Below are 25,854 nucleotides of genomic sequence, written 5' to 3'. Positions count from 1 at the left end.
CGGAACCGCTGGAAGCGGTCAGGAGCCGGGGCCCTTGCCCTTGGCGTCCTTGGCCGAGAAGCGGCCGACGTTGCCCATCATCTGTTCGAGGAAGCCCATCTCGCGGCCGGCGGTCGGCGTGCTGCGGTCGACCATCTCGATGTCCTGGCCGTTGCTCTGGTCGAGCTTCCTGATCTCGCGCACCGTGCCGGCCTCGTCGAAGCGGACGATGACGACGCGGCGGTCGACGACCTCCGGCTGGAAGAAGGCGGTCTTCTCCGTCTTCTGCCCGATGTAGTACCAGACGTTCGGGTCGAAGGTGCCGACCGAGGTCGGCGTGCCGAGGACCGCGGCGACGTCGTCGCGCCGGCTCTGGCCCGGCTGAAGCTCGGCCACCAGCTCGGGATCGGTCAGGTTGCCGCGCGTGGCGACGACCGGCGAGCAGCCCGCCGCGACGAGCCCGGTGGACAGGACGGCGCCCAGCAAGGCGACGGTGCGAAGCGCGGAAGGAATCGATCTCGTCATGGTGCTCGGGCTATGATGGAGCCAGCGAAGGGGCGCAAAAGGCGCGGTCCCCCTTCCACAGTGCGGGACAATCGCATTGGGGCCTTCTTCCTGTCAACGAGACTCCGAATTTCGCGAGAGTGACCTTTCCGTGTCAGACAATCTTCTTGGCCGTCTGTTTTCCGGGGGCCTGTTCGCCCGGCTGTCCGGCGGGCGCCTGGGCTCCGGTCCGGTCGGCGACCTGTACACCGCCGTCGTGACCCGCGCGCGGGAGCCGGTGTTCTACCGCGACCTCGGCGTGCCCGACACGCTCGACGGCCGTTTCGATCTGGTGGCGCTGCATTGCTTCCTGGTGATGCGCCGGCTGAAGGGGCGGGGGGCCGAGGCCGGCGCCCTGTCGCGGCGGCTCTACGAGACGATGATCGACAATTTCGAGAAGTCGCTGCTGGAGATGGGCGTCGGCGACAGCGGCATCGGCCGGCGGGTCAAGACGATGGCCCGCGCGCTGGCCGGCCGCATCCGCGCCTACGACGAGGCGCTGGCCGAGCCCGACGACCGCCGGCTGGAGGTGGCGCTCGACAACAACGTCTACGGCACGGTGGTGGAGGGCGTCGATCCGGCGGCGCTGGCGGCGCTGACCGTCTATGTCCGGGCCAGCGCCGATGCGCTCGACGCGCAGCCGTTGGAGGCGTTGCTGCGGGGAGAGGTCGCGTTTGCGGCTCTTCCGGAGGTTCGGCGGGGGTAAGAGTTGATCTCGGACACAGATGAACACAGATAAACACAGATGAATTTATGATGTCAGCGTGCCGGTAGGCGGGCATGCTGCGGCCTATTGGGCATCGTTGTTCATCTGTGTCTATCTGTGTTCATCTGTGTCTGATATTTCTTCATCGAGATTATCCCACCCTCCGGGCTGACAGGATGCCATGGCTCCGCTAGCCGCTGTGAAGGGATCGAGGAGGGCCTTGCCTTTTGGCCGGCCCGGTTGCATGTGATTCCCTGCGCGCCCTGGGCGATGTTTTCTGCGATGTTTCTTGAGGACGACTCGTTATGACCGACCATCCCGGCTCCCTTCCCGCGCCGGAATTCTCGCGCTTCGTCAGCGCCGACGCGGTGCGCCGCGCCGACCTGACCGAGACCATCGAGGCGACCGAATCGGAGCGGCGGAGGCTCGCCGAACGGCTTGAGCTGGAGTCGATCGACCGGCTGACCGCCACCATCCGCCTGCGCGCGGTGCGCGGCGGCCAGATGATCCGCGTGTCGGGCCGGCTGGAGGCCGACGTCGTGCAGACTTGCGTCGTCTCGCTCGACCCGGTGCCGGCCCATGTCGACGAACGCTTCGAGGCGCTGTTCGCCCCGGAATCGCTGATCGAGGATCCGGGCGCCGAGATCGACATCGACCCCTACGAATCCGACGAGGACGCGCCGGAGCCGATGATCAACAACCGCATCGACATCGGTGAGCTGACGGCGCAGCACCTGTCGCTCGGGCTCGATCCCTACCCGCGCGCCGGGGGCGCCGATTTCGCGGGGTATGACGAGGACGCCGGGGGCGAGGGAGCGGAGGGCGCCGCCGCCGCCGAGCCGGAGGAGCCGCAGAAGCCCAACCCTTTCGCGGTCCTCGGGCAGTTGAAGAACCGCTCGTGACCCTTTTGGCGGGGCGGGGCGCGATCATGGCCGACAGGGCTGTTCGGGCTTGCCCTCCGGGGGCAATTGCCTTATTGAATGCCGCTCGCGTTGGGCGGCCCCTGTTCGGGCCGCCTTTTACAATCAAGAGAGTTCACGGTCATGGCTGTTCCGAAGAAGAAGACCTCCAAGTCGCGGCGCAACATGCGTCGTTCGCACCACGCTCTGCCCACCGCGGCCTACAACGAGTGCCCGAGCTGCGGCGAGCTGAAGCGTCCGCACAACATCTGCGGGTCTTGCGGCCAGTACGACAAGCGCGAAGTGATCCAGAGCGGCACCGCCACCGCTTGATTCGCCTCTCGTTGTTCGGGGACGCGCGCCGTCCTAGCCGGGGAGCCTGTTCGCGGTGAGCCAGCGCCTGACCATCGCCCTCGACGCCATGGGTGGGGACCTCGGTCCCGACATGGTGGTCGCCGGGGCGGACATCGCGCGGGAACGTCATCCCGACGTGCGTTTCCTGCTGTACGGCGACTCCCAGCGCATCGAGCCGCTGCTCAACGGGCGGCCGGCGCTGAAGGCCGTGGCGGAGATCCGTCACACGCCCGACGCGGTCGCCGGCGACGCCAAGCCGGCGGTCGCCTTGCGGGCCGGACGCCGGTCCAGCATGCGGCTGGCCATCGACGCGGTGGCGGCCAGCGAGGCCGCCTGCGTCGTCTCGGCCGGCAACACCGGCGCCCTGATGGCGATGGCGAAGTTCGTGCTGAAGACGCTGCCCGGCATCGACCGGCCGGCGATCGCGTCGTTCTTCCCGACCCAGCGCGGCGAGAGCATCATGCTGGATCTCGGCGCCAACGCCGAATGCCAGCCGGAGAATCTCGTCCAGTTCGCGGTGATGGGGGCGGTCTTCGCCCGCGCCGTCCTCGGGCTGCCGGAACCGACCATCGGCGTGCTGAACATCGGCTCGGAGGACGTGAAGGGCAACGAGGTGGTGCGCGCCGCCGCGGCCAGCCTGCGCGAGATGCCGCTGCCCGGCCGCTTCCACGGCTTCGTGGAGGGCAACGACATCGGGCTCGGCACGGTGGACGTCATCGTCACCGACGGCTTCACCGGCAACGTCGCGCTGAAGACCGCCGAGGGCACCGCCAAGCTGTTCGCCGAGTTCCTGCGGCGCACCTTCGAGTCGTCCTTCCTGGCGCGGCTCGGCTACCTGCTGGCGCGCGGGGCGTTCAAGCGCTTCAAGCAGCGCATCGACCCGCGCCGCTACAACGGCGCGATGTTCCTGGGCTTGCGCGGCGTCTGCGTGAAGAGCCATGGCGGCACCGACGCCGTCGGCTTCGCCAACGCCATCGCCGTCGCGATCAATCTGGCGGCGCACGGTTTCAACGAGCGCATCAAGGAAGAGATGAGCCGCATCGCCGATGCGAACCCTCTTCCCGACACGAAGGCGGCGGCGGGCTGAATCATGGTCAAGCGTTCCCGAGTTCTGGGCTGCGGCACCTACCTGCCGGCCAACGTCGTCACCAACCGTGACCTGGAACAGCGGGTGGACACCACCGACGAGTGGATCGTCCAGCGCACCGGCATCCTGTCGCGCCACATCGCGGCGGAGGGGGAGAAGACCTCCGACCTCGCCATCGCCGCGGCGACCCGCGCGCTGGAGCATGCCGGCGTCCCGGCCTCCAGCATCGACTGCATCGTGCTGGCGACCACCACGCCGGACAACACCTTCCCGGCCACGGCCACCAAGGTGCAGGCGGCGCTGGGAACCACCGGCTTCGCCATGGACATCCAGGCGGTCTGCGCCGGCTTCGTCTACGGTCTGTCGGTCGCCGACAACTTCATCCGCGCCGGCCAGGCCCGCCGCGCCCTGGTGATCGGGGCCGAGACCTTCTCGCGCCTGCTCGACTGGAACGACCGCACCACCTGCGTGCTGTTCGGCGACGGCGCCGGCGCCGTGGTGCTGGAGGGCTACGACGCCAAGGGCGACTCGGACGACCGTGGCGTTCTGTCCACCCATCTGCATTCCGACGGCACCCAGTACGACCTGCTCTACGTCGACGGCGGCGCGTCGTCGACCGGCACCATCGGCCATGTCCGGATGCACGGCCAGGAGATCTTCCGCCACGCCGTCAGCAAGCTGTCCTCGGTGGTCGAGGAGGCGCTGGCCGCCAACGGGCTGGAGGCGTCCGACATCGACTGGATGGTGCCGCACCAGGCGAACCGCCGCATCATCGACGGGCTGGCCCGCAAGATGAAGCTGGCTCCGGAGAAGGTCGTGCTGACCGTCGACCGCCATGGCAACACCTCGGCCGCCTCGATCCCGCTGGCGCTGGGCGAGGCGGTGGCCGACGGCCGGGTCAAGCGCGGCGACCTGATCCTGATGGAGGCGATCGGCGGCGGCCTGACCTGGGGGTCCGCCCTGATCCGCTGGTGAGCCGCCTAGGCTTTCCCGCAGCGCGAACATACGCCGGCGCATTGCCGCAGTGCAGCGTCGGCGGCTGCTAAGCCGCCGCCAAGCTTTTGAATTGACGGACCTTCTTCGGCCGGATTACCGTCTTCCCAATGGTTGCGGGGGGAAGACGAACATGACCCAGAACACCGTCACGCGCGCCCAGCTCAGCGAAGCCGTCTATCAGGAGGTTGGGCTGTCGCGCAACGAGTCGGCCGATCTTGTGGAAACCGTGCTGGATGAGATCTCCGACGCGCTGGCGCGCGGGGAGATGGTGAAGATCTCCTCCTTCGGCAGCTTCCAGGTCCGCCAGAAGGGCGAGCGCATCGGCCGCAACCCGAAGACCGGGGAGGAGGTGCCGATCCTGCCGCGCCGGGTCCTGGTCTTCCGCGCCAGCCATGTGCTGAAGAACCGCATCAACGAGATCCAGGACGCGGCCGACGCCGCCGAGGCCGCCGCCGCCCACGCCCGCGCGGCGTCCTGAAGCCGGTTCCCGGTCGCCGTGCCGTCTGCGATGCCGCCGTGTCCGATGCCGACCTGCCGTGACGCGGCGGTCATGATGCCTGTGCCATGAAGTCGGCCACGGCGTTCCGCACGATCAGCGAGGTGTCCACCGACCTGAACGTGCCGCAGCATGTCCTGCGCTTCTGGGAATCCAAGTTTCCCCAGATCAGGCCGCTCAAGCGCGGCGGCGGCCGGCGCTATTACCGGCCCGAGGACGTCGAGCTTTTGCGCCGCATCCAGGCCCTGCTCTACGAGGAGCGCTACACCATCAAGGGTGTCCAGCGCCTGCTGAAGGAGGGGCGCACGGCCGACCCGACTCCGCCCCTTCCCGAGGATGCCGAGGACGAGGACACGCCGCCGGGCGGGCCGGCGCTGGAGGATCAGGCCGATCTGTCCGAACCGGCCGGTCTGCCCGGCGACCTGCGCCACGAACTGACGATGGTGCTGGACGAGTTGAAGTCCCTGCGTGGCGTGTTGTCGCGCCTGTCTGGACAGTTTGGCAGAAAGGGCGGATAATGCGCCTTGCAAATTGCCGCGTGATGTTGCGGAGGGAGGCCGGACCCGGGCCAAACGGGGGACGCGGAGATCTCGGGAGACTTCGAGGCGCTGCTCAGCGCAGCTCGATCCCGGCCTGCCGGAAGGTGCGGGTGAGGGCGGCGACCACGTCGGGGTCGACCTCGCCCGTTCCGTAATCGAAATTGATCACGGCGTACCACGGAACACCGGCCTTGCTCGCCAGCATCCGTGTCGACCAGCCAAGGCGCAGACGTGCCGCTTGGCACTGCGACCCGGTCATCCTCGTCGACTCCACAGCTTGCGCGGTTCCCATTCTGTGTGGCGACAGGCTGTGCATCATCGCGTTCGGCCCACCGTCAAGCACCGGTCATAAGACAAGAATGCAGAAAGTCGCACCCTTTGTCATGTGACGGATTGTTGCATTCGCGCGTGCCCTGGCTTGAGCCGCCGTCATAGTTATGAAAGCGCATCGAATTTTTCGGATAAACGGCCGCATTCCTTCGGAAGCGGCCCGTCTCAGCGTGACATGGGCCCCGCCGGGCCATCCGGCTCCAGGGCGGCCAGCAAAGACGAGAGGGCGCGGGCCTGCGGTTCCAGGGGGTGCGGCGTTCCCGGCGTCGCGGCGCCGGCGCTGGCGCCGGCGTCCGCCCCGGCCTTGAAGCGCGCCGCGATGGCCAGGGCGTGGCGTTGCAGGATCCGCTCCAGGGCGATGTATTCCGACGGCCGGCCGGGGCCGAGTCGCTTGGAGAAGCGGTGCAGGAAGCGAAGCTGTTCGAGCGCCGACACCGCCAGCGCGGGAGGGACGTCGGCGCGCCCCGCCGCCTTGAGGGCGATCCGGCCGAGCAGATCCGCCAGTTCGGTCAGCGCGGCGCCGAAGCCGCGCAGCGCCGATTCGTCGTCGGGCGTCACGAAATGGGTGCGCTCCTCCTCGCCGTCCCGCAGCGCGTCGAGCAGGCGTGCGGCGACGGTCAGCAGATTGTCGGTCTGCGAGACGATGGCGAGGGTGTCGTAGAGCGCCAGCAGGTCGGGCTTGCCGATGAAGGCGCGGATGCTCGCCGCCGCCCGCCGCAACGTCAGCCGGCTCAACCGGCGGCCATGGTCGGACAGCGCCGCCAGGGCGGGGCGGTGGCCCAGGATCTCCAGCACCCAGCGCGCCCCCTCGATCCGCAGCAGATCCAGCGAGAGGGCCCGCAGGTCGGGAAAGTCCGGGGCGTCGAGCAGTTCGCGCAGATGGTCGGTGGAGCGGCGCGCCTGATCGGTCAGGCGGGTGGCGGTGCGGTCGATCCGCTCGTGCAGCGGGGTGCGCCGTGGGCCGTGACGTCGGGCGAGGGCGGCCAGGGTGTCCGCCGCCGCCACCGCGTCGGGCGGCCCGGCCGCCGGGTCGGCGAGCACCGCCAGCAGATGGTCGCAAAGGATCGGAGCGGCGGCGCCGTCCAGCGCGGCGCCGAACTGCGCCCACAGATGGGCGCGCAGGTCGGCGGGCGCGAAGCGGGCCAGCACGTCGGGCGGCAGGGGCGGTTCCGGGCCGGGCGGCAAGCCCAGGGCCGCCGCGCGGTCGCGGATGGCGGCGGCATCGCCCGCCGTGGCGGCGCGGTCGATGGCGCGCGTCAGCGCGGCGAAGGCGGCGGTCCGGGAGGCGTCCCCGGCCGTGGCGGACGCCGCCCCGCTCATGCCGTCCGGGCTTTCGCCAGGGTGACGATGTTGCGGTCGCCCGCGCGGCGGTAGGCGACGCGGTCCATGCTCTGCCGGACCAGGAACACGCCGAGCCCGCCGACTCGGCGCTCGTCGATGTCGCCCTCCAGGTCGGGCGGGGGCGCCTCGTGGAAGGGATCGAAGGCGGCGGCGTCGTCCTCCAGCTCGGCCCGCAGCTCGGCCTCGTCGCACTCCACCCGCAGGCGGATGCTGCGCCGCCCGTCGGCGCCGTCCGCGCCGTAGCCATAGGACACCGTGTTGGTGACGAGTTCGTCGAGGCAGAGATTCAGCGCGAAGGCGAGGGCCGGGGACAGGCCGTTGCGTTCGGCGAAAGCGTCGACGGCGGCGGCGAGCCGCTCCAACTCGCCCAGATCGTTGCGCAGAACCAGATCGAGCCGGTCGCCCATTCGCTGACATCCTCCGTCGCGTCCCAAGCCCGTGTCCCAAGCCCGTGTCCCAGGCCGGCTCATCCGGAAGGGATGTGACGGATGGGGCTTGCATCGATGGTCATCATCGCCGAAACGGCGCACAGTGACAAATCCTCGACCGGGGCCCGGGTGACGCCGGGGCGGTTGAACGGAAAGCGGAAGCGCGACAGACTTCCCCCTCCCGCTGGCGGCGGCGGTGGAATGATGGGACGGGGCGAGGTGTTCACGCCGGTGAACGGCGGGGCGGAGCAGCGGGAAAGGGGGCAGCGATGCCGACTCTCTGGACACGGATGAAGGCCGAGATGGGGGACGTCGAGGCGCAGCACGCGCTTGCCGAGACCCTCCGCGTCGCCGACGTCGCGGCGGCGGTGCCCTGGTACCGCCGGGCCGCGCGCGGCGGCCATGTCGCGGCGCAGACGATGCTGGCCTTCCTGCTCGCCAACGGAATCGGGGTGCGTGCCAACCCGCGCGCCGCCATCGGCTGGTACCGTCGCGCCGCCATGCAGGGCGACGTCGGCGCCCAGAACAATCTGGGCTACATGCACGAGCAGGGGGCCGGCGTCGAGCGCGACGCCGCCAAGGCGGCGCTGTGGTACCGGCTGGCGGCCCTCCAGGGCTCGGCCACCGCGCAGGTCAATCTGGCGCTGCTGCTGCTCGACGGGCGCGGCGTGGAGCGCGACGAGGCGCAGGCGGTGCGCTGGCTCGGCGAGGCCGCCATGCGCGACCATCCCGCCGCCCAGTTCCGGCTCGGCCTGTGCCTGCGCGAGGGGGTCGGCGTCGAGCGCGATCCGGCCGCCGCGGAGGAGTGGCTGCGGGCCGCGGCCGAGCGCGGCGACCGCGACGCGCAGGCGGTGCTGGCGGCTCCGCGCCGGAGCGGGCCGCCGCCGGTGGAGGGACGGCCTTCCGCTCCGCACGGGGTGTCCGGCGGTGGGGCCAAGGGCGGCGGCGAGGGGGATGGCGAAGGGGATGGCAGCGGGGGGGATGGCGTGGACGGCTGGGACTCGGGCTGGCCGCTGTCGCAGGCGCCCGCCGCGTTCGTGTTCGACCCGCCGCCCGTGGACACCGGCCGGGCGCCGCCCGGCTGAAACCATCGGTGGGGACCGGGCGGGGCACGCCGGATTCAGCTTGCAACATCTCGATGGTTTCTGTTCATCGTATGGGGACTACCCCCGTGTGGTGATGGAGCCTTTGGCGGTCCGTGGCTGATTCGACCCAACGTCCAACGGCGCTGTTTCCTGGCGCGATGCCTCCGGATGCGGCGGCTCCGCGCGCGGTGACGGCGTGAGGGTCGGCGGCGCGCTCGCCCTGCGCACCGGCGCGGTGGTCGCCGCGACGGTGGCGCTGGCCGTGCTGCTGTCGGTCGTCCTGTCCGGCCTGAAGTTCGAACAGAAATTGCGGGACGTCACCAGCTCCCGCCTGTCGGTCGTCGCCGACGAGCTGCGCCGCCGGGTCGAGTTCGGCCTGACGCTGGGGCTCGACCTGTCGGAGCTGGTGGATGTCCAGGCGCTGGTCGAGCGCGCGGCCTCGGGCGAGGAGATTCTCGGGGTCGAGGTGGTGGACGAGCGCGGAACCGTGCTGTTCGCCGCCGACCGCGCCGCCGTCGGCCGGCCCTCGCCCGTGCGCTGGGACGCCGCGACGGCGCCGGCCGTCACCGGCATCCGCCAGCAGGTGGCCGGCGACGCCCTGATCCTGGCGGCCGGGCTGCGCGACAGTTTCGGCCAGCCGGTGGGCGCGGTGATCCTGCGCTCGTCGCTCGGGGGCCTGCGCGGCCGCATCGCGCGGGTGGAGAGCGAACTCGCCGCCGGGACCATGCTGCTGCTCGCCGTCGTGGCGGCGGTGACGATGGCCGCCGTGTTCCTGGTGGTGCGCCATGGCGGCGGCCGTCATGGTCTGGCCGCCGGCGCCGAGCCCCTCGCCGAGCCCCTGGGCGCGGCGCGCCAGCGCATCGACCGGGCGGCCGGCGAGGCCGACGCGGCGTTCGACGCGCTGGAGCGGGATCTCGACGCCCTCTCCCCCGGCGGCTCCCCCCGTGGGGTGACGTCGTGAGCCGGGCGGCCCGCGACCCGATCGGCGCGCTGGTCCTGCGGCTGACCATCGTCACGGTCGGCGTCCTGCTGCTGGCGGCCGCGGCGGCGTCCTGGCTGTCGCTGCGCGGCTTCGACCCGCTGTTCAGGCCCGAGCTGGCGCGCAAGGCGCAGACGGTCAACGAGCTGCTGGCGACCCAGATCGACCGGGGGCTCGGCGTCGGCATCCCCCTGCACCGCATGCCGGGGCTGGAGCGGCTGTTCGCCGACGAGGCCGGGCGCCACCCGGACATCGCCTACGTCGCGCTGACCGACCCGGCCGGCCGGATTCTCGCCTCGGCCGGGGCGCCCGTCGCCGGGCTGGCCGCCGTCGCGCCGGAACGGCTGGGCGGCGGCGCCGACGGACGGCTGGCGCGCGGCTTCATCGACACCGACCGGCCGCTCGGCGACCCGGCCGGCCCGGCGGGGCGGCTGCATGTCGGCGTCGACAGCGCCTTCCTCGCCAAGGCCTCCACCGACCTGATGCTGGACGTGCTGTCGGTCGTCATCGTCTCCGTGCTGCTGGTCTTCGAGGTGCTGCAACTCGTCGTGAATCTGGCGATGCGGCGGGGGCTGACGCTGCGGCTGCTGGCCGACCGCGCGGAGGAGGGCGATTTCCGCGCCGGGCTGCCGGCCGGGGAAGGGGCCGATGGCGACGAGGCGATCCGCGCCCGCCTCGACGGGGTGAACGCCCGCCACGCGGCGCTGTCGGCGCGGGTGGCGGCGCTGCGCGCGCGGCTCAGGCCCGGCGACGGCCCCGGAGAGGCGGCGGTGCGGCGGGCGGAGCAGGGGCTGGCGGCGCTGGGCCGGCGCTTCCGCTTCCGCGATGCGTCCGGGGCGCCGCCGGCGCCGCTCAACCTCGTCTTCCTGCGCCTGCCGGTCTTCCTGTTCTGCCTGTCGGAGGAGCTGTCGCGGCCCTTCCTGCCGGCCTACGCCAAATCCTTCGCGACCGAAATCCCCTGGTTGACGCCGGACGTCGTGGTCAGCCTGCCGATCACCATGTTCATGCTGATCTGGGCGCTGTCGCAGCCGGGCGGCGCGCGCTTCTCCGAGCGCTGGGGGCGGGGACGGGCCTTCATGGCCGGGGCGCTGCTCGGCTCGCTCAGCCTCGCCATGACCGCCTTCGCCACCTCGCTGTTCGACCTGATGCTGTGGCGCTGCCTGACCGCGCTCGGCTACGGGCTGGTGCTGATCACCGCGCAGGGGATCGTCGTCGACCACACGACGCCGCGCAACCGGGCCGGCGGCATGGCGATGTTCATCGGCGCGCTGCTGGCCGCCGGGGTCTGCGGGCCGGTCAGCGGCGGCATCATCGCCGACCAGGCGGGATTCCGCGCCACCTTCCTGCTGGGGGCGGCGCTGGCGCTGGCCGCCGGGCTGGGGGTGTCGCTGCTGCTGTTGCGGACGCGCGCCGCCGACGCTCCCCCGGCGGCGCGGCCGGCGCTGGGCGGCGCCTTGCCGCTGTTCCGCGACGCGCGCTTCTCCGCGCTGATGCTGCTCAGCGCCGTGCCGACCAAGATCGCCTCGACCGCCTTCCTGTTCTGCCTCGTGCCGCTGCTGCTGACCGCCGACGGCGCCAGCAAGGCGGAGGTCGGGCGGGTGCAGATGATGTATTTCGTCGCCTTCATCCTGGTGTCGCCGCTGGCCGCCAGCCTGTCCGACCGCTGGCAGGCGCGGCGCGGCTTCATCGCGCTCGGCGGCATCGGCACGCTGGCGAGCTGCCTGCCGATCCTGATGACCCACGCCCTGTGGGGGCCGCCGCTGGCCATCGCCCTGTTCGGCCTGTCGCAGGCGCTGGTCGGCGCCCCGCAGCTGACACTGGTCTCGCAGATCGCGCGGGAGGGCGGCCTGCCGGAGACCTCGGCGATCGGCTGGTACCGGCTGATCGAGCGGCTGGGCGGGGCGCTCGGCCCCGTCGCGGCGATGGCGGTCGCGGTCGTCACCTCCTACCGCGAGGCGATGCTCGGCATCGGCCTGCTGTGCGGGGCGAGCGCGCTGCTCTTCTGGTTCCTGTTCCGCACCGCGCGCCCAACGGCCCCCGCCGTCCGCCCGCAGGAGGCCTGACCGATGTCCGTTCGTCCGATGTCCGTTCGTCCGATGCCTGGCCGTCCCGCCCTGGACCGCCGCACGCTGCTGAAGCTGGCCGCCGCCGGCGCCGTCCTGCCGGGGCGCGCGCTGGCGGCGGAGCCCGGCCGCAATTTCCGCATCACCATGGTGCTGGGCCGCGGCGAGAGCGACAACGAGTTCGGCTTCAAGGACTATCTGGCCCGGCGCGGCGTGCGGGCGGACTTCACCATCCGCAACACCGGCGGCGACGTGTCGAAGCTGCCGGCGATCGTCGAGGAGATCAAGGACACCCGGCCCGACCTGATCTACAGCTGGGGCACGCCGCAGACCCGCGCGCTGGTCGGCCCCTACGACGAGGCCGATCCGAGGCTCCACGTCACCGACATCCCGGTCGTCTTCACCTTCGTCGCCGCCCCGATCGACGCCCGCATCGTGCCCGATCTGGCGCGGCCGGGGCGCAACGTGACGGGAACCGTCCACATCGCCCCCATCGCGGTGCAGCTCAACACCATCCTGGCCTACCGGCCGGTCCGGCGAGTCGGCGTCGCCTACAACCCCAGGGAACGCAACTCGATCCTGACGCTGGAGGGGCTGCGCGCCGAGTGCGGCCCGCGCGGGCTGGAGCTGCTGGAGGAGCCGGTGCCGCTCGACGACCGGGGGGAGCCGGTGGCCGCCGCCGTGCCGGACTGCATCGCCCGCCTCGCGGCGCGCGGGGCGGAGGTGCTCTACATCGGCCCCGACACCTTCATCGCCTTCCACAACCGCGGCGTCGTCGCGGCGGAGGCGCTGCGCCACCGGCTGCCGACCTTCTCGGCGACCGAGCTGATCGTGCGCACCGACAAGGCGCTGCTGGCGCTGGCGAGCAGCGCCTACGGCATCGGCCGCTTCACCGCCTTCAAGGCGGCGCAGATCCTGCTGGACGGCGTCCGTCCGGCCGACATCCCGGTGGAAACGCTGAAGCGCTTCTCCGTCATCATCAACATGGCGACCGCCCGCGCGCTGGAGCATTACCCGCCGGTCGGCCTGCTGAACTTCGCGGAAATCGTCGAGGGCACCCCGTCATGAGCCACAGCACCCACGCCATGGTCCTCGCCGGCCCGCTGCCGCGGGGCGCCGCCGCCCGCGCCATCGCCGGGGCGCGGCTGCCGGCGCTCGCCGCGGAACTGCCGGACGATCTGACCGTCCGCATGCTGGACCCCGACGACCACGACCGGCTGGCCGATTTCCGCGTCCGCGTGGTGGCGACGCTCGACGACCCCGACCATTACCGGATGGCCGGCGAGGTCGGGAACTTCGTCGCCGACCATCTGGGCGAGCGCGGCGTCACCGCCGGGATCTTCCACGGCGGGCGGCTGGTCGCCTACGGCGCGCTCGGCCTGCCGGGGCCGGAGGATCCCAACCGGGGGCGCGACCTCGACCTGCCGGAGGACGCGCTGGCGCTGGTCGCCCATATGTCGTCGGCCATGGTCGATCCGGCCGAGCGCGGGCGCGGCCTGCACCACCGGCTGATCGGCTGGCGGCTGGAGGTGGCCGAGGCGCTCGGCCGCCGTCATCTGCTGACCACGGTCAGCCCGCGCAACCACCGGAGCTGGGGGCATCTCGCCGGTCACGGGCTGCACCCGCGCCGGCTGGTGCGGGCGGGCGGCGATCTGGTGCGGCTGCTGGTGCACCGCGACCTCGCCCGGACGCCGGTCTTCGACACCGGCACCGCCGCCCTGGTCGCGGTCGAGGAATTGGCCGGCCGGCCCGACCTGTTCGAGCGCGGCGGGCGGGTGTGGGCGCGCGTCGCGGCGGGCGAGGGCGCGGAACGGCGCTGGTTCGCGCTCTGCGGCCTTCCGGTTTGAGGACGGAATTGACGCGGAATTGACAAGGGGTGCGTGCTTTTTCCAGGCATCGTCATGTCCGGCCCCGTGCCGGGCGTCCACGGCCTTGCATGGGTGACGTTGCCGGGAAATGCTGAGGCGTGGCGCGGGAGAAGGGGAAAGGTCGGGGATGGGAACGGGCGGTTTCGGAGCGCGTCTGGGGGCCTTTCTCGCGGTGACGGTGTTCGTCGCCGCGCTGGCGGCCGTCACCGTGTGGACGCGCGAACAGGCCCGCCGGCTCGACGAGGCGGTGGCCTCCCAGGTCAATTTCGTGCTGAGCGAGGCCAAGGCGGCGCTGGAGACCCAGCTCAATCTCGGGCTCGCCCTGGCCGACCTGCCGCGCGTCGACGACCAGCTCGGCACCGCGCGCGCCGCGTTGCCCGCCATCCGCTCGGTCGCCGTGCTCGACGAGGCCGGAACGGTCCTGTTCTCGACCAGCACGGTGGAGGTCGGCGAGCGGATCCCGGTTCCGCCAGGCGAGTCCGGCCTCGTCTGGTCCGCCGCGCATGAGGGGGAGCGGGTGTACGGCATCGGCCTGACCACCAGCTTCGACACCGTGGCCGGCACCATCCTGCTGCGCCTGCCCGCCGGCGCGATGGCGGAGCCGGTTCGGCGCTACGCGTTGAGCCTCGGCATCGGCGCCCTGCTGATCGCCGCGCCGGTGGGGGTCCTGGCGTGGCTGGCCGGGCTGCGCCTCGCCAGCGGGCCGCGCCGCGAGCTGTCGGCCTTGGCCGACGCGCTGGAGGAGCTGGACGATTCCCGGCCCGCGGCGGCCCGCGCGCCATCCCTTGCCCCATCCCTTGCGCCGGTCCGGCCCGCCGCCGATCCCTTCGGCCTGCCGCTGTCGGCCTTCGCCGCCACGGTGCGCCACCGGCTGGCCCTGCTCGACGCGGCGGAGCGCGACGTCTCCCGTCTGGACGAGCTGGCATGACCGCCTCGCCCCCGCGCCGTGACCGGCTGTTCTCGCTCGGCCTGCCCGCCGTGCTCCTGCTCGCCGCGCTGCTGACCATGGCCGGGGTCGGTCTGCTCGGCACCCTGCTGGCCCAGGAGCAGTTGGGCGAGGCGCGCGCCGCCAAGGCCGCCGCCGTCGCCGAGGCGGTCCAGCATGATCTGCAACGCGCCATCGGCCACGGCATCCCGCTGGACCGGATGGAGGGGGTCGACGCCTATCTCCAGGGCATCGCCGGCCGCAACCCGGATCTCGGCTTCCTCGCCGTCACCGGGGCGGACGGCGGGCGGCTGCACGCCGCGCTGCCGGACGCCTCCCGGCTGGACGCGGCGCGCTTCGACGCGCTGGCCGCCAGCCTGCGCGGCCTTGCCCCGCCCGCCAGCCGCGAGGCGGCGATCCAGCCCATCGCCCGCGACGACCGGCTGGTCGTGCGGCTCCCCCTGCGCGCCGCCGCCCCGGCGGCCGGCATGGCCGCGCCGGTGGTGGGCCATGTGCTGGTCGGCGTCGAGCCCGAACAGGTGCGCGGGCAGATCGCCGGGGAACTGGCGGTGGTCGGGATGGGGGGCGCCGCGATCCTGCTGCTGCTGGCCGAGATCGCCGGGGCGATGGCGCAGGCCAGCGTCCGCGCGCCGCTCGACCGGCTGGCGCGGGTGATGCGGGCCGCCGCCGCCGGGGATTTCGGCACGCTGATCGGCCGGCGCCCGCGCGACCAGCTCGGCCGCGCGCTGTTCGCCTTCAACGCCGCCGTGTTCCGTCTGCACGACCGCCGCCAGCGTTTCGCCGCCCACGCCGAGGAGGTGCGCGCCGCCGTCTTCGATCCGGAGGTCGCCCGCGCCGTCGAAACCACGCGGCGGGACGCGCTGGCCGCCCTCGGGCCGGGTCTGGAGACCGCCCCGCGCCGGGTGGCCGACGCCCGCGCCGTCGACGCCCGCGCCTTCGCCGCCCTGGCGGCCGCCGCCGCCACGCTGCTGACGCTGGCCGGTGGAGTCGGGCCGCTGGCCGCCCTGCCGGTTCTGCTCGGCTCGGCTCTTGCCTTCCGGGTCGATGCGGGGTGGCGGCGGCTGGCCGCCCTGGCGGTGGCGGCCGCGACGGTCCTTGCCGCGCTGCCGCTGCTGGGCGGCGGGAGTCCGGCCGGGCTGGAACCCCTGTCCGGCGGACTGTCCGGCGGGCTTGTCGGCGGATTCTGCGGCGGGTTGGCCGCCGGGCTGGCGCTGGCCTACGCCCGCCGTCAGGCGGGGGAGGGGACTCCGCTCGTCCTGCGTTCGATCGCCACCGGGGTGGCGGCGGCGCTGCTGTGGTCGGCGGCGCTGGGCTGGGACGCGGCGGCGCTCGCCGGCTCCGCGCTGGTCCCGGCCCTGCTGGCGGTGCCGATGGCCCGCTCCTTCGTCGTCCCGCGGCGCTGAGAGGCCGGTTCCATGCAGCTTCAGACCCGCATCATCCTGTTCGTCCTCGCCACGCTGACGGTGGTCGCCGGTCTGCTGACCGGCTTCTCCAGCCTGCGCGAGGACGCCGCCGACCACCGCGCCCGCGAGCTTGAGCTGGCGCGGCTCGACACCGCGTGGCAACTCGCCGTCGCCGGAGCCGCCGGCCGCATCGACCGGACCCTGGGGCGGCTGGCCGGCGATCCCGAGATCGCCCAGGCGCTGGCGGCCGGCGATCGCGGCGGGCTCGGCATCCGCGTCGCCGTGCTCGGGCTGACCGGCGGGGACGGCGGCATCACCGATCTCAATCTGGTCGCCGGCAACGGCGACCTGCTGTTCAGCACCGACCCGTCGCTCGATCCGTCGCCGCTGCTCGGCCGCGCCGCTCTCGACCCCATCCTGTCGGGCCGGCGGCTGGCGCGCGGCGTGCGGCTGGTCGACGGGCAGCGCCTGCTGGTGGTCACCGGCGCGCCGCTCTACGCCGGCGCCGAGGTCGCCGGGGCGGCGGTCGCCGGGCTCGGCTTCCCGGCGGCGCTGGAGGCGCTGCGGCAGAGCGTCGGCGGCCGGGTCTTCGCGGTGGGGCGCGACGGCGCGCCGTTGGACGGGGCCGCCAACGACATCCAGGATCCGCTGTGGCCGGCGGTGGCGCCGCTGGTCCGGCCGGCGGAGCGCGGAATCGCCGAGTTCACGGCGTCCGGACACCGCTACGCGCTGGCCAGCCTGCCAGTCGCCGATCTGGCCGGCGGACGGGTCGCCACCGTGCTGATCGCCAGCGACGTCACCCAGGCGGTGGAGGAGCGGACCCTGTGGTCGGTCGCCTACATCGCGGCGGTCGGTCTGGTGCTGCTGGGCGCGCTGGGGCTGCTCTACGGCTATCTGCGGCGCAGCTTCGCCGTGCTCGACAGCGCGGTCGGCGCCTTGCAGGATCTCGCGCGCGGGCGCGCCATGGGCTATGTCGAGCTTCCCGCCGGCAACGACGAGATCGGCCGCATCGCCGGGGCGGTGGAGGTCTTCCGCGGCGTCATGCGCGACATCGAGCGCAGCGCCGGCCAGCGCGAGCGCCGCCTGCGCCGCCAGCAGCGCTTCATCCGCCGCCAGATGGAGGCGCTGGCCGTCACGCTGGAGGAGGAGGCGCGGCAGAGCCTGCTCGACGAGCTGCGCCAGATCGAGGCGGAGACCCACGACGCCCAGTCCGCCCAGTCGAAGGGCGTCGGCGACGAGTTGGGGCTGCTGGCGCTGGGCTTCTCGCGGCTGGCGACTCGGGTCAGCACCCAGCAGGTGCAGCTGACCCAGATGGTGCGCGACCTGCGCGACGCGCTGGCCGACAAGCGCCGGCTGATCAGCCTCCAGCAGGAGCTGGAGATCGCCCGCACCATGCAGCTCACCATCCTGCCGCAGGTCTTCCCCGATCTGGCCGAGCTGGACATCGCCGCGCGCATGATCCCGGCCAAAGAGGTCGGCGGCGATTTCTACGACTTCTTCCCGATTTCGGAGACCAAGGTCGCCTTCGTCATCGCCGACGTGTCGGGCAAGGGCATTCCGGCCGCCTTCTTCATGCTGATCACCCGGACGATGCTGCGCGCCATCGCCGAATCCGGCGTCGGCCCGGCCGAGACGATGCGGCGGGTCAACAACCTGCTGGCGGCCGAGAACGAGCAGATGATGTTCGTCACGGTCTTTTACGGCGAGCTGGACCTGCGCACCGGCGTGCTGGCCTTCTCCAACGGCGGCCACAACCCGCCGCTGCGCATCGCCCGCGACGGGTCGGTGCGCGAATTGGAGCGGGTTCCCGGCATGGCGCTGGCGGCGATGCCCGACATGCCCTACGCCGAGCGCTCGCTGGCGCTGGAGGCCGGCGACATGGTGGTGCTGTTCACCGACGGCGTGACCGAGGCGTTCAACGACAGCGAGGCGATGTACGGCGACGCCCGGCTGGTCGAGGCGGTGGGGCGGCAGGCGTCGGCGACGGCGCGCGGCGGGCTGGACGGGGTGCTGGCCGACGTCGCCGGCTTCACCGCCGGGGCGCCGCAGTCCGACGACATCACCTGCCTGGTCCTGCGCTGGCGCGGGGCGGCCCCGGACGGCGCCTCGGCGGCTGCCGCCTCCAAGGACGCCGCCTCCATGGACGCTGCTCCGGGCATGGTCGAGGCGGCGGTTTAGTCTTCCTCCCCACCCATGCTATACACGTCGCCGCAACGTGTTCCATGAGGGCAGGGATGAACATCACCGAGGAAGCCGTCAACGGCGTCACCGTCCTGCGGACCGAAGGGCGCATCGACAGCGGCAACGCCGCCGAGTTCGAAGGCCATCTCGTCAAGGCGGTCGGCGAGTCCAACCGGCTGGTCGTGGACATGGCGAAGCTCTCCTACATCAGCTCGGCCGGCCTGCGCTCGCTGCTGATCGCCGCCAAGAAGGCGCGCCCCAGCGGCGGCCGCATCGCCCTGTCGGCGATGGCTCCGCACATCCGCGAGGTCTTCGACCTCAGCGGCTTCTCCTCCCTGTTCGAGATTCACGGCGACGCCGCCGCGGCGGTCGCGGCGCTCGGCGGGGCCTGAGCGGACGCGGGACACCACTCCACGGGAGGTACGCGCATGGCGGCTCGCCGTCCGAGCATCCTGGTGGTCGAGGACACCGCCGCCATCCGCCTGTCGGTGGCCGCCTTTCTGGAATCCCGCGGCTTCTCGGTGACCGAGGCCGAGAACGGCCGGGGCGCCGTCCGCGCGCTCGACCGGCGCGGCTTCGACCTGATCGTCACCGACGTGCTGATGCCGGAGATGGACGGGATCGAGCTGATCAAGGCGGTGCGCGCCAGCCGGCCCGAGGCCAAGATCCTGGCGATGTCCGGCGGGGCGCCGGGCCTGCCGGCCGGCTTCCTCCTGAAGATGACCGAGATGTTCGCCGCCGACGCCATCCTCTACAAGCCGTTCCGCAACGAGGAACTGGAGGCGGCGGTGGAGCGTCTGTTGGGAAGACTGCCGCCGAATTGAGCGGCGCTGCCTTTTTGCCCAAGAAAAGGGCTGTCAAAAAGAAAGGCTCCGGCGCGCGAACGCCGGAGCCTCAAGTGATGCGTGGAACCAACCGCGTCCTTCCTGGCAAATCTCGTGCCATGTGCGGAAGATGTGCTTCCGATGCTTGGAGGCCGTCGGCGGCGGCCTTGGGAAAATCGGGAACGCGGTCTGGCGAGTCCTGTTGATCGGGAACCAGCGGCGGCGCGTCGGCGTCGCCGCCCCAAAATCGATCAAGGGAGCCGACCACCATGGCGCAGTACGAAAACCGTTGGAGGGACGAGGGTCGCGACTGGCGGGACGAGGATCGCTGGCGGGGCGAGGGCCGCCGTTACGGTGGCGACCGCGACGATCACGGGTACGGCGAGCGCTCGGCCGGTGGGCGTCCCGACTGGCAGGGCGGCCGCGAGGTCTATCGCGGCTACACCGGCAACGAATCGGGCGGCTTCGGCCGCGACACCCAAGGCCGCGACACCGCGCGCGAGTCGGAGCGGGTCTATGGCCGGACCTTCGGCGGCGGCCGTGACGAAAGCCGCTCCGGCTACGGCGGGTACGGCGGCGGTTACGGCGGCCGGTCGGGATCCAGCGGCTATGGGGGCTACGGCGGCGGCGGCCAGGGCGGCACCGGGCGCGACGAGCGCGGCGACTGGAACGATGCCGATTACAGCCGGGGCTACGGCGCCGGCTATGGCGAGCGCGATCTCGGCCGCAATTACTACGGCAGCCAGCAGGCCCAGCGGGACTATGGGCGGGATTACGGGCGCGACCAGCGCCGCGAGTATGGCGGCGACGCCGGCCGCAACCAGGGCGCCGGCTATGGCGAGCGGGGCTATGGCGGCTCCGGGGATTGGCGCGGCCGCGACATGGGCAATCGCGACATGGGCAGCCGCGACATGAGCCATCGCGACTGGGGCCATTACGACGCCCGCCGCGGCCGGGTGGAGGAGCGCGGCTTCTGGGAGCAGGCCGGCGACGAGATCGCCTCCTGGTTCGGCGATGACGACGCCGAGCGCCGCCGCCACCAGGACGAGATGCGCGCCGCCCAGAACCGTGGCCGTGGCCCGCGCGGCTACAGCCGCTCCGACGACCGGGTGCGCGAGGACGTCAACGACCGCCTGACCGACGACCCCTACGTCGACGCGTCCGAGATCGACGTGTCGGTGAGCAAGGGCGAGGTGACGCTGACCGGCACCGTGACCCACCGCTCGGCCAAGCGCCGGGCCGAGGACATCGCCGAGGCGGTGTCGGGCGTGACCCATGTCCAGAACAACCTGCGGGTCCGCCAGCAGACCGGGACCGGCATGGGCAGCAGCACCGGGGCGGGCGCCTCGGCGATGGCCGGGGCCGGAACCGGGACCGGCGGCGCCATGACGGGCACCAGCGGCAGCGCAACCGGCAGCGTCGGTGCGACCACGTCCGGAACGGCGGCCGGAACGACGTCCGGGACCGCCGCCGGGACCGCCGCCGGAACTGCCGCGGGCATCCGCCGGACCTGAGGCGCCGCCCGGCCTGACGGCCGTCCGGAATGAGACCGGGCGACACGGAAAGCCCCCTTCCATCCGGGAGGGGGCTTTTTTGCTGGAGGATGTTTCGTGGGCATATCATGTGCCTACGAAAGCTCCCGCTTGACAGCGCACGGCGCTCGGTTAAGGTCGGTTTTTGAAACCGACGAGTTCCATTCATGCCTCTTGATCTGGATGACGTGCCGGACTGGCGGGCCAGGCGGCGGGAAACGATCCTGACCGCCGCCGCCGACCTGTTCGCCGGGCGCGATTACGCCGATGTGCAGGTGGACGAGGTGGCGAAAAAGGCCGGGGTCGGCAAGGCCACCCTGTACCGCTATTTCCCGTCCAAGGAAGAACTCTATCTTGAAACGCTGGAGCGCGCACTCGGCGGTTTGGAACAGAGGCTCGACGCGCATCTCGCCCCCGACGTCACGGCGGTGACACGATTGACGGCCATGGTGTCCGCCCTGATCGACACGCTGAGCGAGCAGCTGCCGACGCTGAAGCTGCTGGGCGGCGACCAGTCCGATCTGGCCGACCGGATGCGCCGCATCCTGCGCCGCCGCAGCGCCCGCATCGCCGTCGCGCTCCGCAAGGTGCTGGATGACGGTGTAGCCACCGGCGAGTTCCGGCCGCTCGACGGCGACATGACCTCGCTGCTCATCATCGGCATGGTGCGCGGCGGGATCATGCTGCTGGGCGACCGCCCGCGCGAGGCGCTGGAGCAGGCCGTTCTCGATCTGGTGCTGACGGCGACGGCCCCCGCCCGGGGCCATCCCGCCAGCACCCATTCCACCAGCACCCGTTCCGCCTTCGTGCCTGCCCCTTCCTTCGTGCCCGCCGGGAGTTCGACGTGACGACGAGACGGATCCTCCTTCTGCTTCCGGTTCTGGCCGCGCTTGGCGGCGGGGGCTACTGGTACGCCCAGCGCGCCGGCGGCGAGGCGCAGACCGCCAAGGCGGCGACCCCGCCCGCGGCGCGCGGCATCCCGGTGGTGACCCGCCCGGTGGAGGTCCGCGCCGTGCCCGAGCGCATCGGCACCATCGGTTCGGTCCAGCCGATCGCCGCCATCGCCATCAAGGCGCGCGTCGACACGGTGGTCGAGACCGTCCACTTCACCGAGGGGCAGGAGGTCAAGGCCGGCGATCCGCTCTTCACCCTCGACGCCCGCGCGCTGGAGGCCCAGCTCCGCCAGGCCCAGGCCAACCTGGAGCGCGACCGCGCCAGCCTGGAAAAGGCCAAGAACGACGTCAAGCGCTACGCGGAGCTGGTCCGCACCAGCGCCATCTCGCGCACCCAGTACGACGCCGCCGTCGGCACCGCCGACGCGCTGGAGGGCACGGTCAAGGCCGACCTCGCCGCCATCGAGGCGGCCAAGGTGTCGCTCAGCTTCACCCGGATCGAGGCGCCGATGGACGGCCGCACCGGCACCGTCAACGCCAAGCCCGGCACCATGGTGCGCGCCGCCGACGCCACGCCGCTGGTGACGCTGACCCAGCTCCGCCCGATCAACGTCTCGTTCAACGTGCCCGAGAAGCATCTGCCGGTGATCCGCCGCGCGATGGGCGAGGGCACGCTGAAGGTCACCGCCGGCATCCCCGGCCAGCCGGGCGCCCCCGCCGAGGGGCACCTGACCTTCGTCGACAGCCAGGTCGACCAGCAGAGCGGCACCATCCTGGTCAAGGGCGAGTTCGCCAACGCCGACACCCGCCTGTGGCCGGGCCAGTTCGTCGACACGGTGCTGACCCTGCGGGTCGATCCCCACGCGGTGACGGTGCCGGAGGCGGCGGTGCAGATCGGCCAGCAGGGCCGCTTCGTCTATGTCGTGAAGCCGGACGAGACGGTGGAGATCCGCGCGGTCTCGGTCGCCCGCAGCCAGGATGGGCTGAGCGTCATCGCGTCGGGCGTTGCCGCCGGCGACCGGGTGGTGGTCGATGGCCAGTCGCGCCTCTATCCCGGCGCCAGGGTGGCCGAGCGCGCGCCCGACACGCCGGGCGAGGCCGGGGCGACGAGGAAGCGCAGCGAGGCGCCGGCCATCGCGGCCCCGACCGCCGCCGGAGGCGCTTCATGAACCTCTCCGAACTCTGCATCCGCCGTCCGGTGATGACCATCCTGCTGACGGCGGCGCTGGTGCTGGGCGGTCTGGCGGCCTACCGCCAGCTTCCCACGGCGGCGCTGCCGCGCGTCGACTTTCCGGTGGTCAGCGTCACCGCCACCCTGCCGGGCGCCTCGCCGGAGACGATGGCCGCCTCGGTCGCCAGCCCGCTGGAGCGCGAGTTCTCCACCATCGCCGGCATCGACACGCTGACCTCGTCGAGCACGCTCGGCAACAGCTCGATCACCATCCAGTTCGTGCTGGAGCGCGACATCGACGCGGCCGCCGCCGACGTGCAGGCGGCCATCGCCCGCACGCTGCGCCGCCTGCCGGCCGAGATGACCACGCCGCCCAGCTACCGCAAGGTCAACCCGGCCGACCAGCCGATCCTGTTCATCTCGCTGAACTCGCCGACGCTCCAGCTCTCGGCGCTCAACGACATCGCCGAGACCATCGTCCAGCCCAAGGTCGCGACCCTGCCCGGCGTCGCCCAGGTGCAGATCTACGGCTCGCAGAAATACGCGGTGCGCGCCCAGATCGACCCCAACGCGCTGGCGGTGCGCGGCATCGGCATCGACGAGCTTCAGAAGGCGATGGCCGCCGCCAACGCCAACACGCCCGTCGGCACGCTGACCGGCGACCGCCAGCAGCTGGTCATCGCCGCCAACCCGCAGCTTCCCAACGCCGCCGCCTTCCGCGAGCTGATCGTCGCCTACCGCAACAACGCACCCGTGCGGCTCGGCGACGTGGCGCAGGTTCAGGACAGCGTCGAGAACAACCGCACGGCGAGCTGGCTGAACGGCACCCGCAGCATCATGCTGGCGGTCCAGCGCCAGCCCGACGCCAACACGGTGGAGGTGGTGGACCGTGTCCGCGCCCTGATCCCGACCTTCCAGGCGCAGCTTCCGGCGGCGGCGGCCATCAAGATCGTCAACGACCGCTCGACCTCGATCCGCGAGGCGGTGGAGGACGTGCAGTTCACGCTGGGCCTCACCATCGCGCTGGTGGTGATGGTGATCTTCCTGTTCCTGCGCCGGCTGTCGGCAACCCTGATCCCGGCGCTGGCCGTGCCGATCTCGCTGATCGCGACGGCCGGCGGCATGCATCTGCTGAACTTCTCCATCGACAACATCTCGCTGATGGCGCTGACGCTGGCGGTGGGTCTGGTGGTGGACGACGCCATCGTGATGATGGAGAACATCGTCCGCTACGTCGAGGAGGGCATGAAGCCCTTCGAGGCCGCCATCAAGGGCGCCCGCGAGATCGGCTTCACCATCCTGTCGATCACCCTGTCGCTGGTCGCGGTCTTCATCCCGATCCTGCTGATGGGCGGCGTCGTCGGCCGGCTGTTCCACGAGTTCGCGATGGTCGTCACCATGGCGATCGCCGCCTCGGCCTTCGTGTCGCTGACGCTGACGCCGATGATGTGCTCGCGCTTCCTCGCCCACCACGCCCATGGCGGGAAGGAGAACCTGTTCGGCCGCGTGCTGGAGGGCGGCTTCTCCGCGCTGCTGAACGGCTACGCCCGCACGCTGCGCTGGACGCTGCGCCACCGGCCGCTGATGGGGCTGGTGATGATCGGCACGGTGGTCGGCTCGGTCCTGCTCTACCAGGCGATCCCCAAGGGCTTCTTCCCGACCGAGGACATCGGCCAGATCCAGGTGACGACCGAGGCGTCGCCCGACATCGCCTTCCCGTCGATGGCCGAGCGCCAGCAGCGGGTCGCCGCCATCATGCAGGCCCATCCGGCGGTGGCGGACGTGACCTCCTCGGTCGGCGTCGGCGGCAGCACCGGCAACCAGGGCCGCATGTTCCTGGTGCTGAAGCCGCGCGACCAGCGCCCGCCGGCGCCCGAGATCATCCAGCAGCTCCGCCGGCAGGTGAACAACATCCCCGGCATGGCGGTCTACATGCAGCCGGTGCAGAACCTGCGCATCGGCGGCCGTTCGTCCAAGAGCCAGTACCAGTACACCATCCAGGCGATCGACACCGACGAGCTGTACCAGTGGGCCGGCAAGCTGGAGGCCGAGCTGCGCGGCCTGCCGATCCTCCAGGACGTCACCAGCGACCTCCAGCTCAACAACCCGCAGGCCTACATCCACATCGACCGCGAGAAGGCGGCGACGCTGGGCGTCGGCGTCGATCAGGTGCGCTCGACGCTCTACAGCGCCTTCGGGCAGCGGCAGGTCTCGACCATCTACACGCCGACCAACGACTATCAGGTGCTGATCGAGCTGCTGCCGAAGTTCCAGCAGGACGATTCGTCGCTGTCGCGCATCTATGTCCGTTCCGCCTCGGGCAAGCTGGTGCCGCTCGACGCCTTCGCGCGGGTGGAGCGCACCGCCGGGCCGCTGGCGGTCAACCACCAGGGGCAGTTGCCGGCGGTCACCCTGTCCTTCAACGTGGCGCCCGGCGCCTCGCTGGGCGACGCGGTGTCGGTCATCCATGCGTCGGAGCTGCGGCTCGGGCTGCCGCCCAGCGTGAGCACCGGCTTCGCCGGCACCGCGCAGGTGTTCCAGGACGCCCAGGCGGGGCAGGCGCTGCTGCTGACGGCGGCGGTGCTGGTGATCTACATCGTGCTGGGGGTGCTGTACGAGAGCTTCGTCCACCCGCTGACCATCCTGTCGGGCCTGCCCTCGGCGGCGATCGGCGCGCTGGCGACGCTGATGGTCTTCGGCCAGGAGCTGAGCGTCATCGCGATCATCGGCATCCTGATGCTGATCGGCATCGTGAAGAAGAACGCGATCATGATGATCGACTTCGCGGTCGATGCCCGGCGCAACGGCATGACCGCCCACGACGCCATCGAGCAGGCCTGCGTGCTGCGCTTCCGCCCGATCATGATGACGACGATGGCGGCGATCATGGGCACGCTGCCCATCGCCATGGCCCATGGTGCTGCGGCGGAACTGCGCCAGCCGCTCGGCCTCGCGGTGGTCGGCGGGTTGTGCGTCTCGCAGATCCTGACGCTCTACATCACGCCGTCGCTGTATCTGTACATGGAGGATCTGGGCAACGCCGTCGGCCGCCTGATCCACGGCCGCAAGCACGACGTCCCCGCCGGAACCATGCCGGCGGAGGGGGATTGAGCCTCAAAGCCCTTTCCCCCTACTGAAAAGCCCTTCTCCCTGAGGGAGAAGGGTTGGGATAAGGGGGATTCGCCGCAGGCGAAAGATCGGTTTGCGTTGC

25 protein-coding genes are annotated in these 25,854 nt (G+C 71.8%); 21 read left to right on the top strand and 4 right to left on the bottom strand.

Annotation, left to right across the window (positions count from 1 at the left end; genetic code table 11):
• Positions 1-18: 18 nt before the first annotated feature.
• A complete protein-coding gene (locus JN22_RS15810) occupies positions 19-504 on the bottom strand; it encodes an outer membrane protein assembly factor BamE (protein ID WP_085554885.1) in 486 nt (161 codons plus the stop codon).
• A 130-nt stretch (positions 505-634) separates the two neighbouring features.
• Here JN22_RS15810 and JN22_RS15805 point away from each other — a divergent pair, with 130 nt between their 5' ends.
• The 7 genes from JN22_RS15805 to JN22_RS15775 all read left to right on the top strand — a co-directional run bounded on the left by JN22_RS15805 (position 635) and on the right by JN22_RS15775 (position 5,578).
• A complete protein-coding gene (locus JN22_RS15805; protein WP_223677750.1) occupies positions 635-1,228 on the top strand; it encodes a ubiquinol-cytochrome C chaperone family protein in 594 nt (197 codons plus the stop codon).
• Positions 1,229-1,533: 305 nt separating this feature from the next.
• Positions 1,534-2,130, top strand: coding sequence for a YceD family protein (locus JN22_RS15800; RefSeq protein WP_085554884.1), 597 nt, complete (start codon positions 1,534-1,536; stop codon positions 2,128-2,130).
• 141 nt (positions 2,131-2,271) lie between these two features.
• On the top strand, positions 2,272-2,460 hold the full coding sequence (rpmF, locus tag JN22_RS15795) for a 50S ribosomal protein L32 (RefSeq protein ID WP_085554883.1): 189 nt from the start codon (positions 2,272-2,274) through the stop codon (positions 2,458-2,460).
• A 55-nt stretch (positions 2,461-2,515) separates the two neighbouring features.
• Complete coding sequence (gene plsX, locus JN22_RS15790; RefSeq protein ID WP_085554882.1) at positions 2,516-3,568, top strand: phosphate acyltransferase PlsX; 1,053 nt, start codon at positions 2,516-2,518, stop codon at positions 3,566-3,568.
• 3 nt (positions 3,569-3,571) lie between these two features.
• Positions 3,572-4,543, top strand: coding sequence for a beta-ketoacyl-ACP synthase III (locus JN22_RS15785; protein WP_085554881.1), 972 nt, complete (start codon positions 3,572-3,574; stop codon positions 4,541-4,543).
• 151 nt (positions 4,544-4,694) lie between these two features.
• Positions 4,695-5,042, top strand: a complete 348-nt coding sequence (locus JN22_RS15780; RefSeq protein ID WP_085554880.1) for an integration host factor subunit alpha — start codon at positions 4,695-4,697, stop codon at positions 5,040-5,042.
• 86 nt (positions 5,043-5,128) lie between these two features.
• Positions 5,129-5,578 (top strand): MerR family transcriptional regulator, encoded by a 450-nt coding sequence (locus JN22_RS15775; protein ID WP_085554879.1) that lies wholly within the window; start codon positions 5,129-5,131, stop codon positions 5,576-5,578.
• A 94-nt stretch (positions 5,579-5,672) separates the two neighbouring features.
• Here the strand turns inward: JN22_RS15775 and JN22_RS15770 are convergent, their stop codons facing one another.
• The 3 genes from JN22_RS15770 to JN22_RS15760 all read right to left on the bottom strand — a co-directional run bounded on the left by JN22_RS15770 (position 5,673) and on the right by JN22_RS15760 (position 7,677).
• Positions 5,673-5,858: a hypothetical protein gene (locus JN22_RS15770; RefSeq protein ID WP_143268337.1), complete on the bottom strand. Its 186-nt coding sequence runs from the start codon at positions 5,856-5,858 to the stop codon at positions 5,673-5,675.
• Positions 5,859-6,094: 236 nt separating this feature from the next.
• Complete coding sequence (locus JN22_RS15765) at positions 6,095-7,249, bottom strand: hypothetical protein (RefSeq protein WP_085554878.1); 1,155 nt, start codon at positions 7,247-7,249, stop codon at positions 6,095-6,097.
• The gene (locus tag JN22_RS15760; RefSeq protein WP_085554877.1) at positions 7,246-7,677 is read right to left on the bottom strand and encodes an ATP-binding protein; all 432 of its coding nucleotides are present in this window, start codon (positions 7,675-7,677) and stop codon (positions 7,246-7,248) included. The genes JN22_RS15765 and JN22_RS15760 overlap by 4 nt, the downstream gene beginning before the upstream one ends.
• A 290-nt stretch (positions 7,678-7,967) precedes the next feature.
• Here JN22_RS15760 and JN22_RS15755 point away from each other — a divergent pair, with 290 nt between their 5' ends.
• The 14 genes from JN22_RS15755 (at position 7,968) to JN22_RS15690 (ending at position 25,754) form a co-directional block, all read left to right on the top strand.
• On the top strand, positions 7,968-8,783 hold the full coding sequence (locus JN22_RS15755; protein ID WP_085554876.1) for a tetratricopeptide repeat protein: 816 nt from the start codon (positions 7,968-7,970) through the stop codon (positions 8,781-8,783).
• A 196-nt stretch (positions 8,784-8,979) separates the two neighbouring features.
• On the top strand, positions 8,980-9,744 hold the full coding sequence (locus JN22_RS15750; protein ID WP_085554875.1) for a hypothetical protein: 765 nt from the start codon (positions 8,980-8,982) through the stop codon (positions 9,742-9,744).
• Positions 9,741-11,825, top strand: a complete 2,085-nt coding sequence (locus JN22_RS15745; RefSeq protein WP_085554874.1) for an MFS transporter — start codon at positions 9,741-9,743, stop codon at positions 11,823-11,825. The genes JN22_RS15750 and JN22_RS15745 overlap by 4 nt, the downstream gene beginning before the upstream one ends.
• 3 nt (positions 11,826-11,828) lie before the next feature.
• A complete protein-coding gene (locus JN22_RS15740; protein WP_085554873.1) occupies positions 11,829-12,893 on the top strand; it encodes an ABC transporter substrate-binding protein in 1,065 nt (354 codons plus the stop codon).
• Positions 12,890-13,672, top strand: coding sequence for a GNAT family N-acetyltransferase (locus JN22_RS15735; protein WP_085554872.1), 783 nt, complete (start codon positions 12,890-12,892; stop codon positions 13,670-13,672). The genes JN22_RS15740 and JN22_RS15735 overlap by 4 nt, the downstream gene beginning before the upstream one ends.
• A gap of 148 nt (positions 13,673-13,820) precedes the next feature.
• Positions 13,821-14,621 (top strand): hypothetical protein, encoded by an 801-nt coding sequence (locus tag JN22_RS15730; RefSeq protein WP_085554871.1) that lies wholly within the window; start codon positions 13,821-13,823, stop codon positions 14,619-14,621.
• Positions 14,618-16,042 carry a HAMP domain-containing protein gene (locus tag JN22_RS15725; RefSeq protein ID WP_085554870.1) on the top strand — a complete coding sequence of 475 codons (1,425 nt, stop codon included), beginning with the start codon at positions 14,618-14,620 and terminating at the stop codon, positions 16,040-16,042. Before JN22_RS15730 ends, JN22_RS15725 begins: the two co-directional genes overlap by 4 nt.
• Positions 16,043-16,054: 12 nt before the next feature.
• Positions 16,055-18,220, top strand: a complete 2,166-nt coding sequence (locus JN22_RS15720) for a PP2C family protein-serine/threonine phosphatase (protein ID WP_085554869.1) — start codon at positions 16,055-16,057, stop codon at positions 18,218-18,220.
• A 56-nt stretch (positions 18,221-18,276) separates the two neighbouring features.
• A complete protein-coding gene (locus JN22_RS15715; RefSeq protein WP_085554868.1) occupies positions 18,277-18,615 on the top strand; it encodes an STAS domain-containing protein in 339 nt (112 codons plus the stop codon).
• 36 nt (positions 18,616-18,651) lie between these two features.
• Positions 18,652-19,047, top strand: coding sequence for a response regulator (locus JN22_RS15710; protein ID WP_085554867.1), 396 nt, complete (start codon positions 18,652-18,654; stop codon positions 19,045-19,047).
• Positions 19,048-19,316: 269 nt separating this feature from the next.
• Entirely contained in the window at positions 19,317-20,561 is a 1,245-nt protein-coding gene (locus JN22_RS15705) for a BON domain-containing protein (RefSeq protein WP_085554866.1), read from the top strand.
• 185 nt (positions 20,562-20,746) lie between these two features.
• Complete coding sequence (locus JN22_RS15700; protein WP_085554865.1) at positions 20,747-21,427, top strand: TetR/AcrR family transcriptional regulator; 681 nt, start codon at positions 20,747-20,749, stop codon at positions 21,425-21,427.
• Positions 21,424-22,641: an efflux RND transporter periplasmic adaptor subunit gene (locus tag JN22_RS15695; protein ID WP_085554864.1), complete on the top strand. Its 1,218-nt coding sequence runs from the start codon at positions 21,424-21,426 to the stop codon at positions 22,639-22,641. The genes JN22_RS15700 and JN22_RS15695 overlap by 4 nt, the downstream gene beginning before the upstream one ends.
• Entirely contained in the window at positions 22,638-25,754 is a 3,117-nt protein-coding gene (locus tag JN22_RS15690) for an efflux RND transporter permease subunit (protein WP_085554863.1), read from the top strand. The genes JN22_RS15695 and JN22_RS15690 overlap by 4 nt, the downstream gene beginning before the upstream one ends.
• Positions 25,755-25,854: the final 100 nt, after the last annotated feature.

The organism is Azospirillum agricola (assembly GCF_020005195.1).
In the GTDB taxonomy this organism is placed as follows: Bacteria; Pseudomonadota; Alphaproteobacteria; order Azospirillales; family Azospirillaceae; genus Azospirillum; species Azospirillum agricola.
Note: the sequence above shows the minus strand (reverse complement) of the source record. Positions and strands in the feature narration are given on the sequence as shown.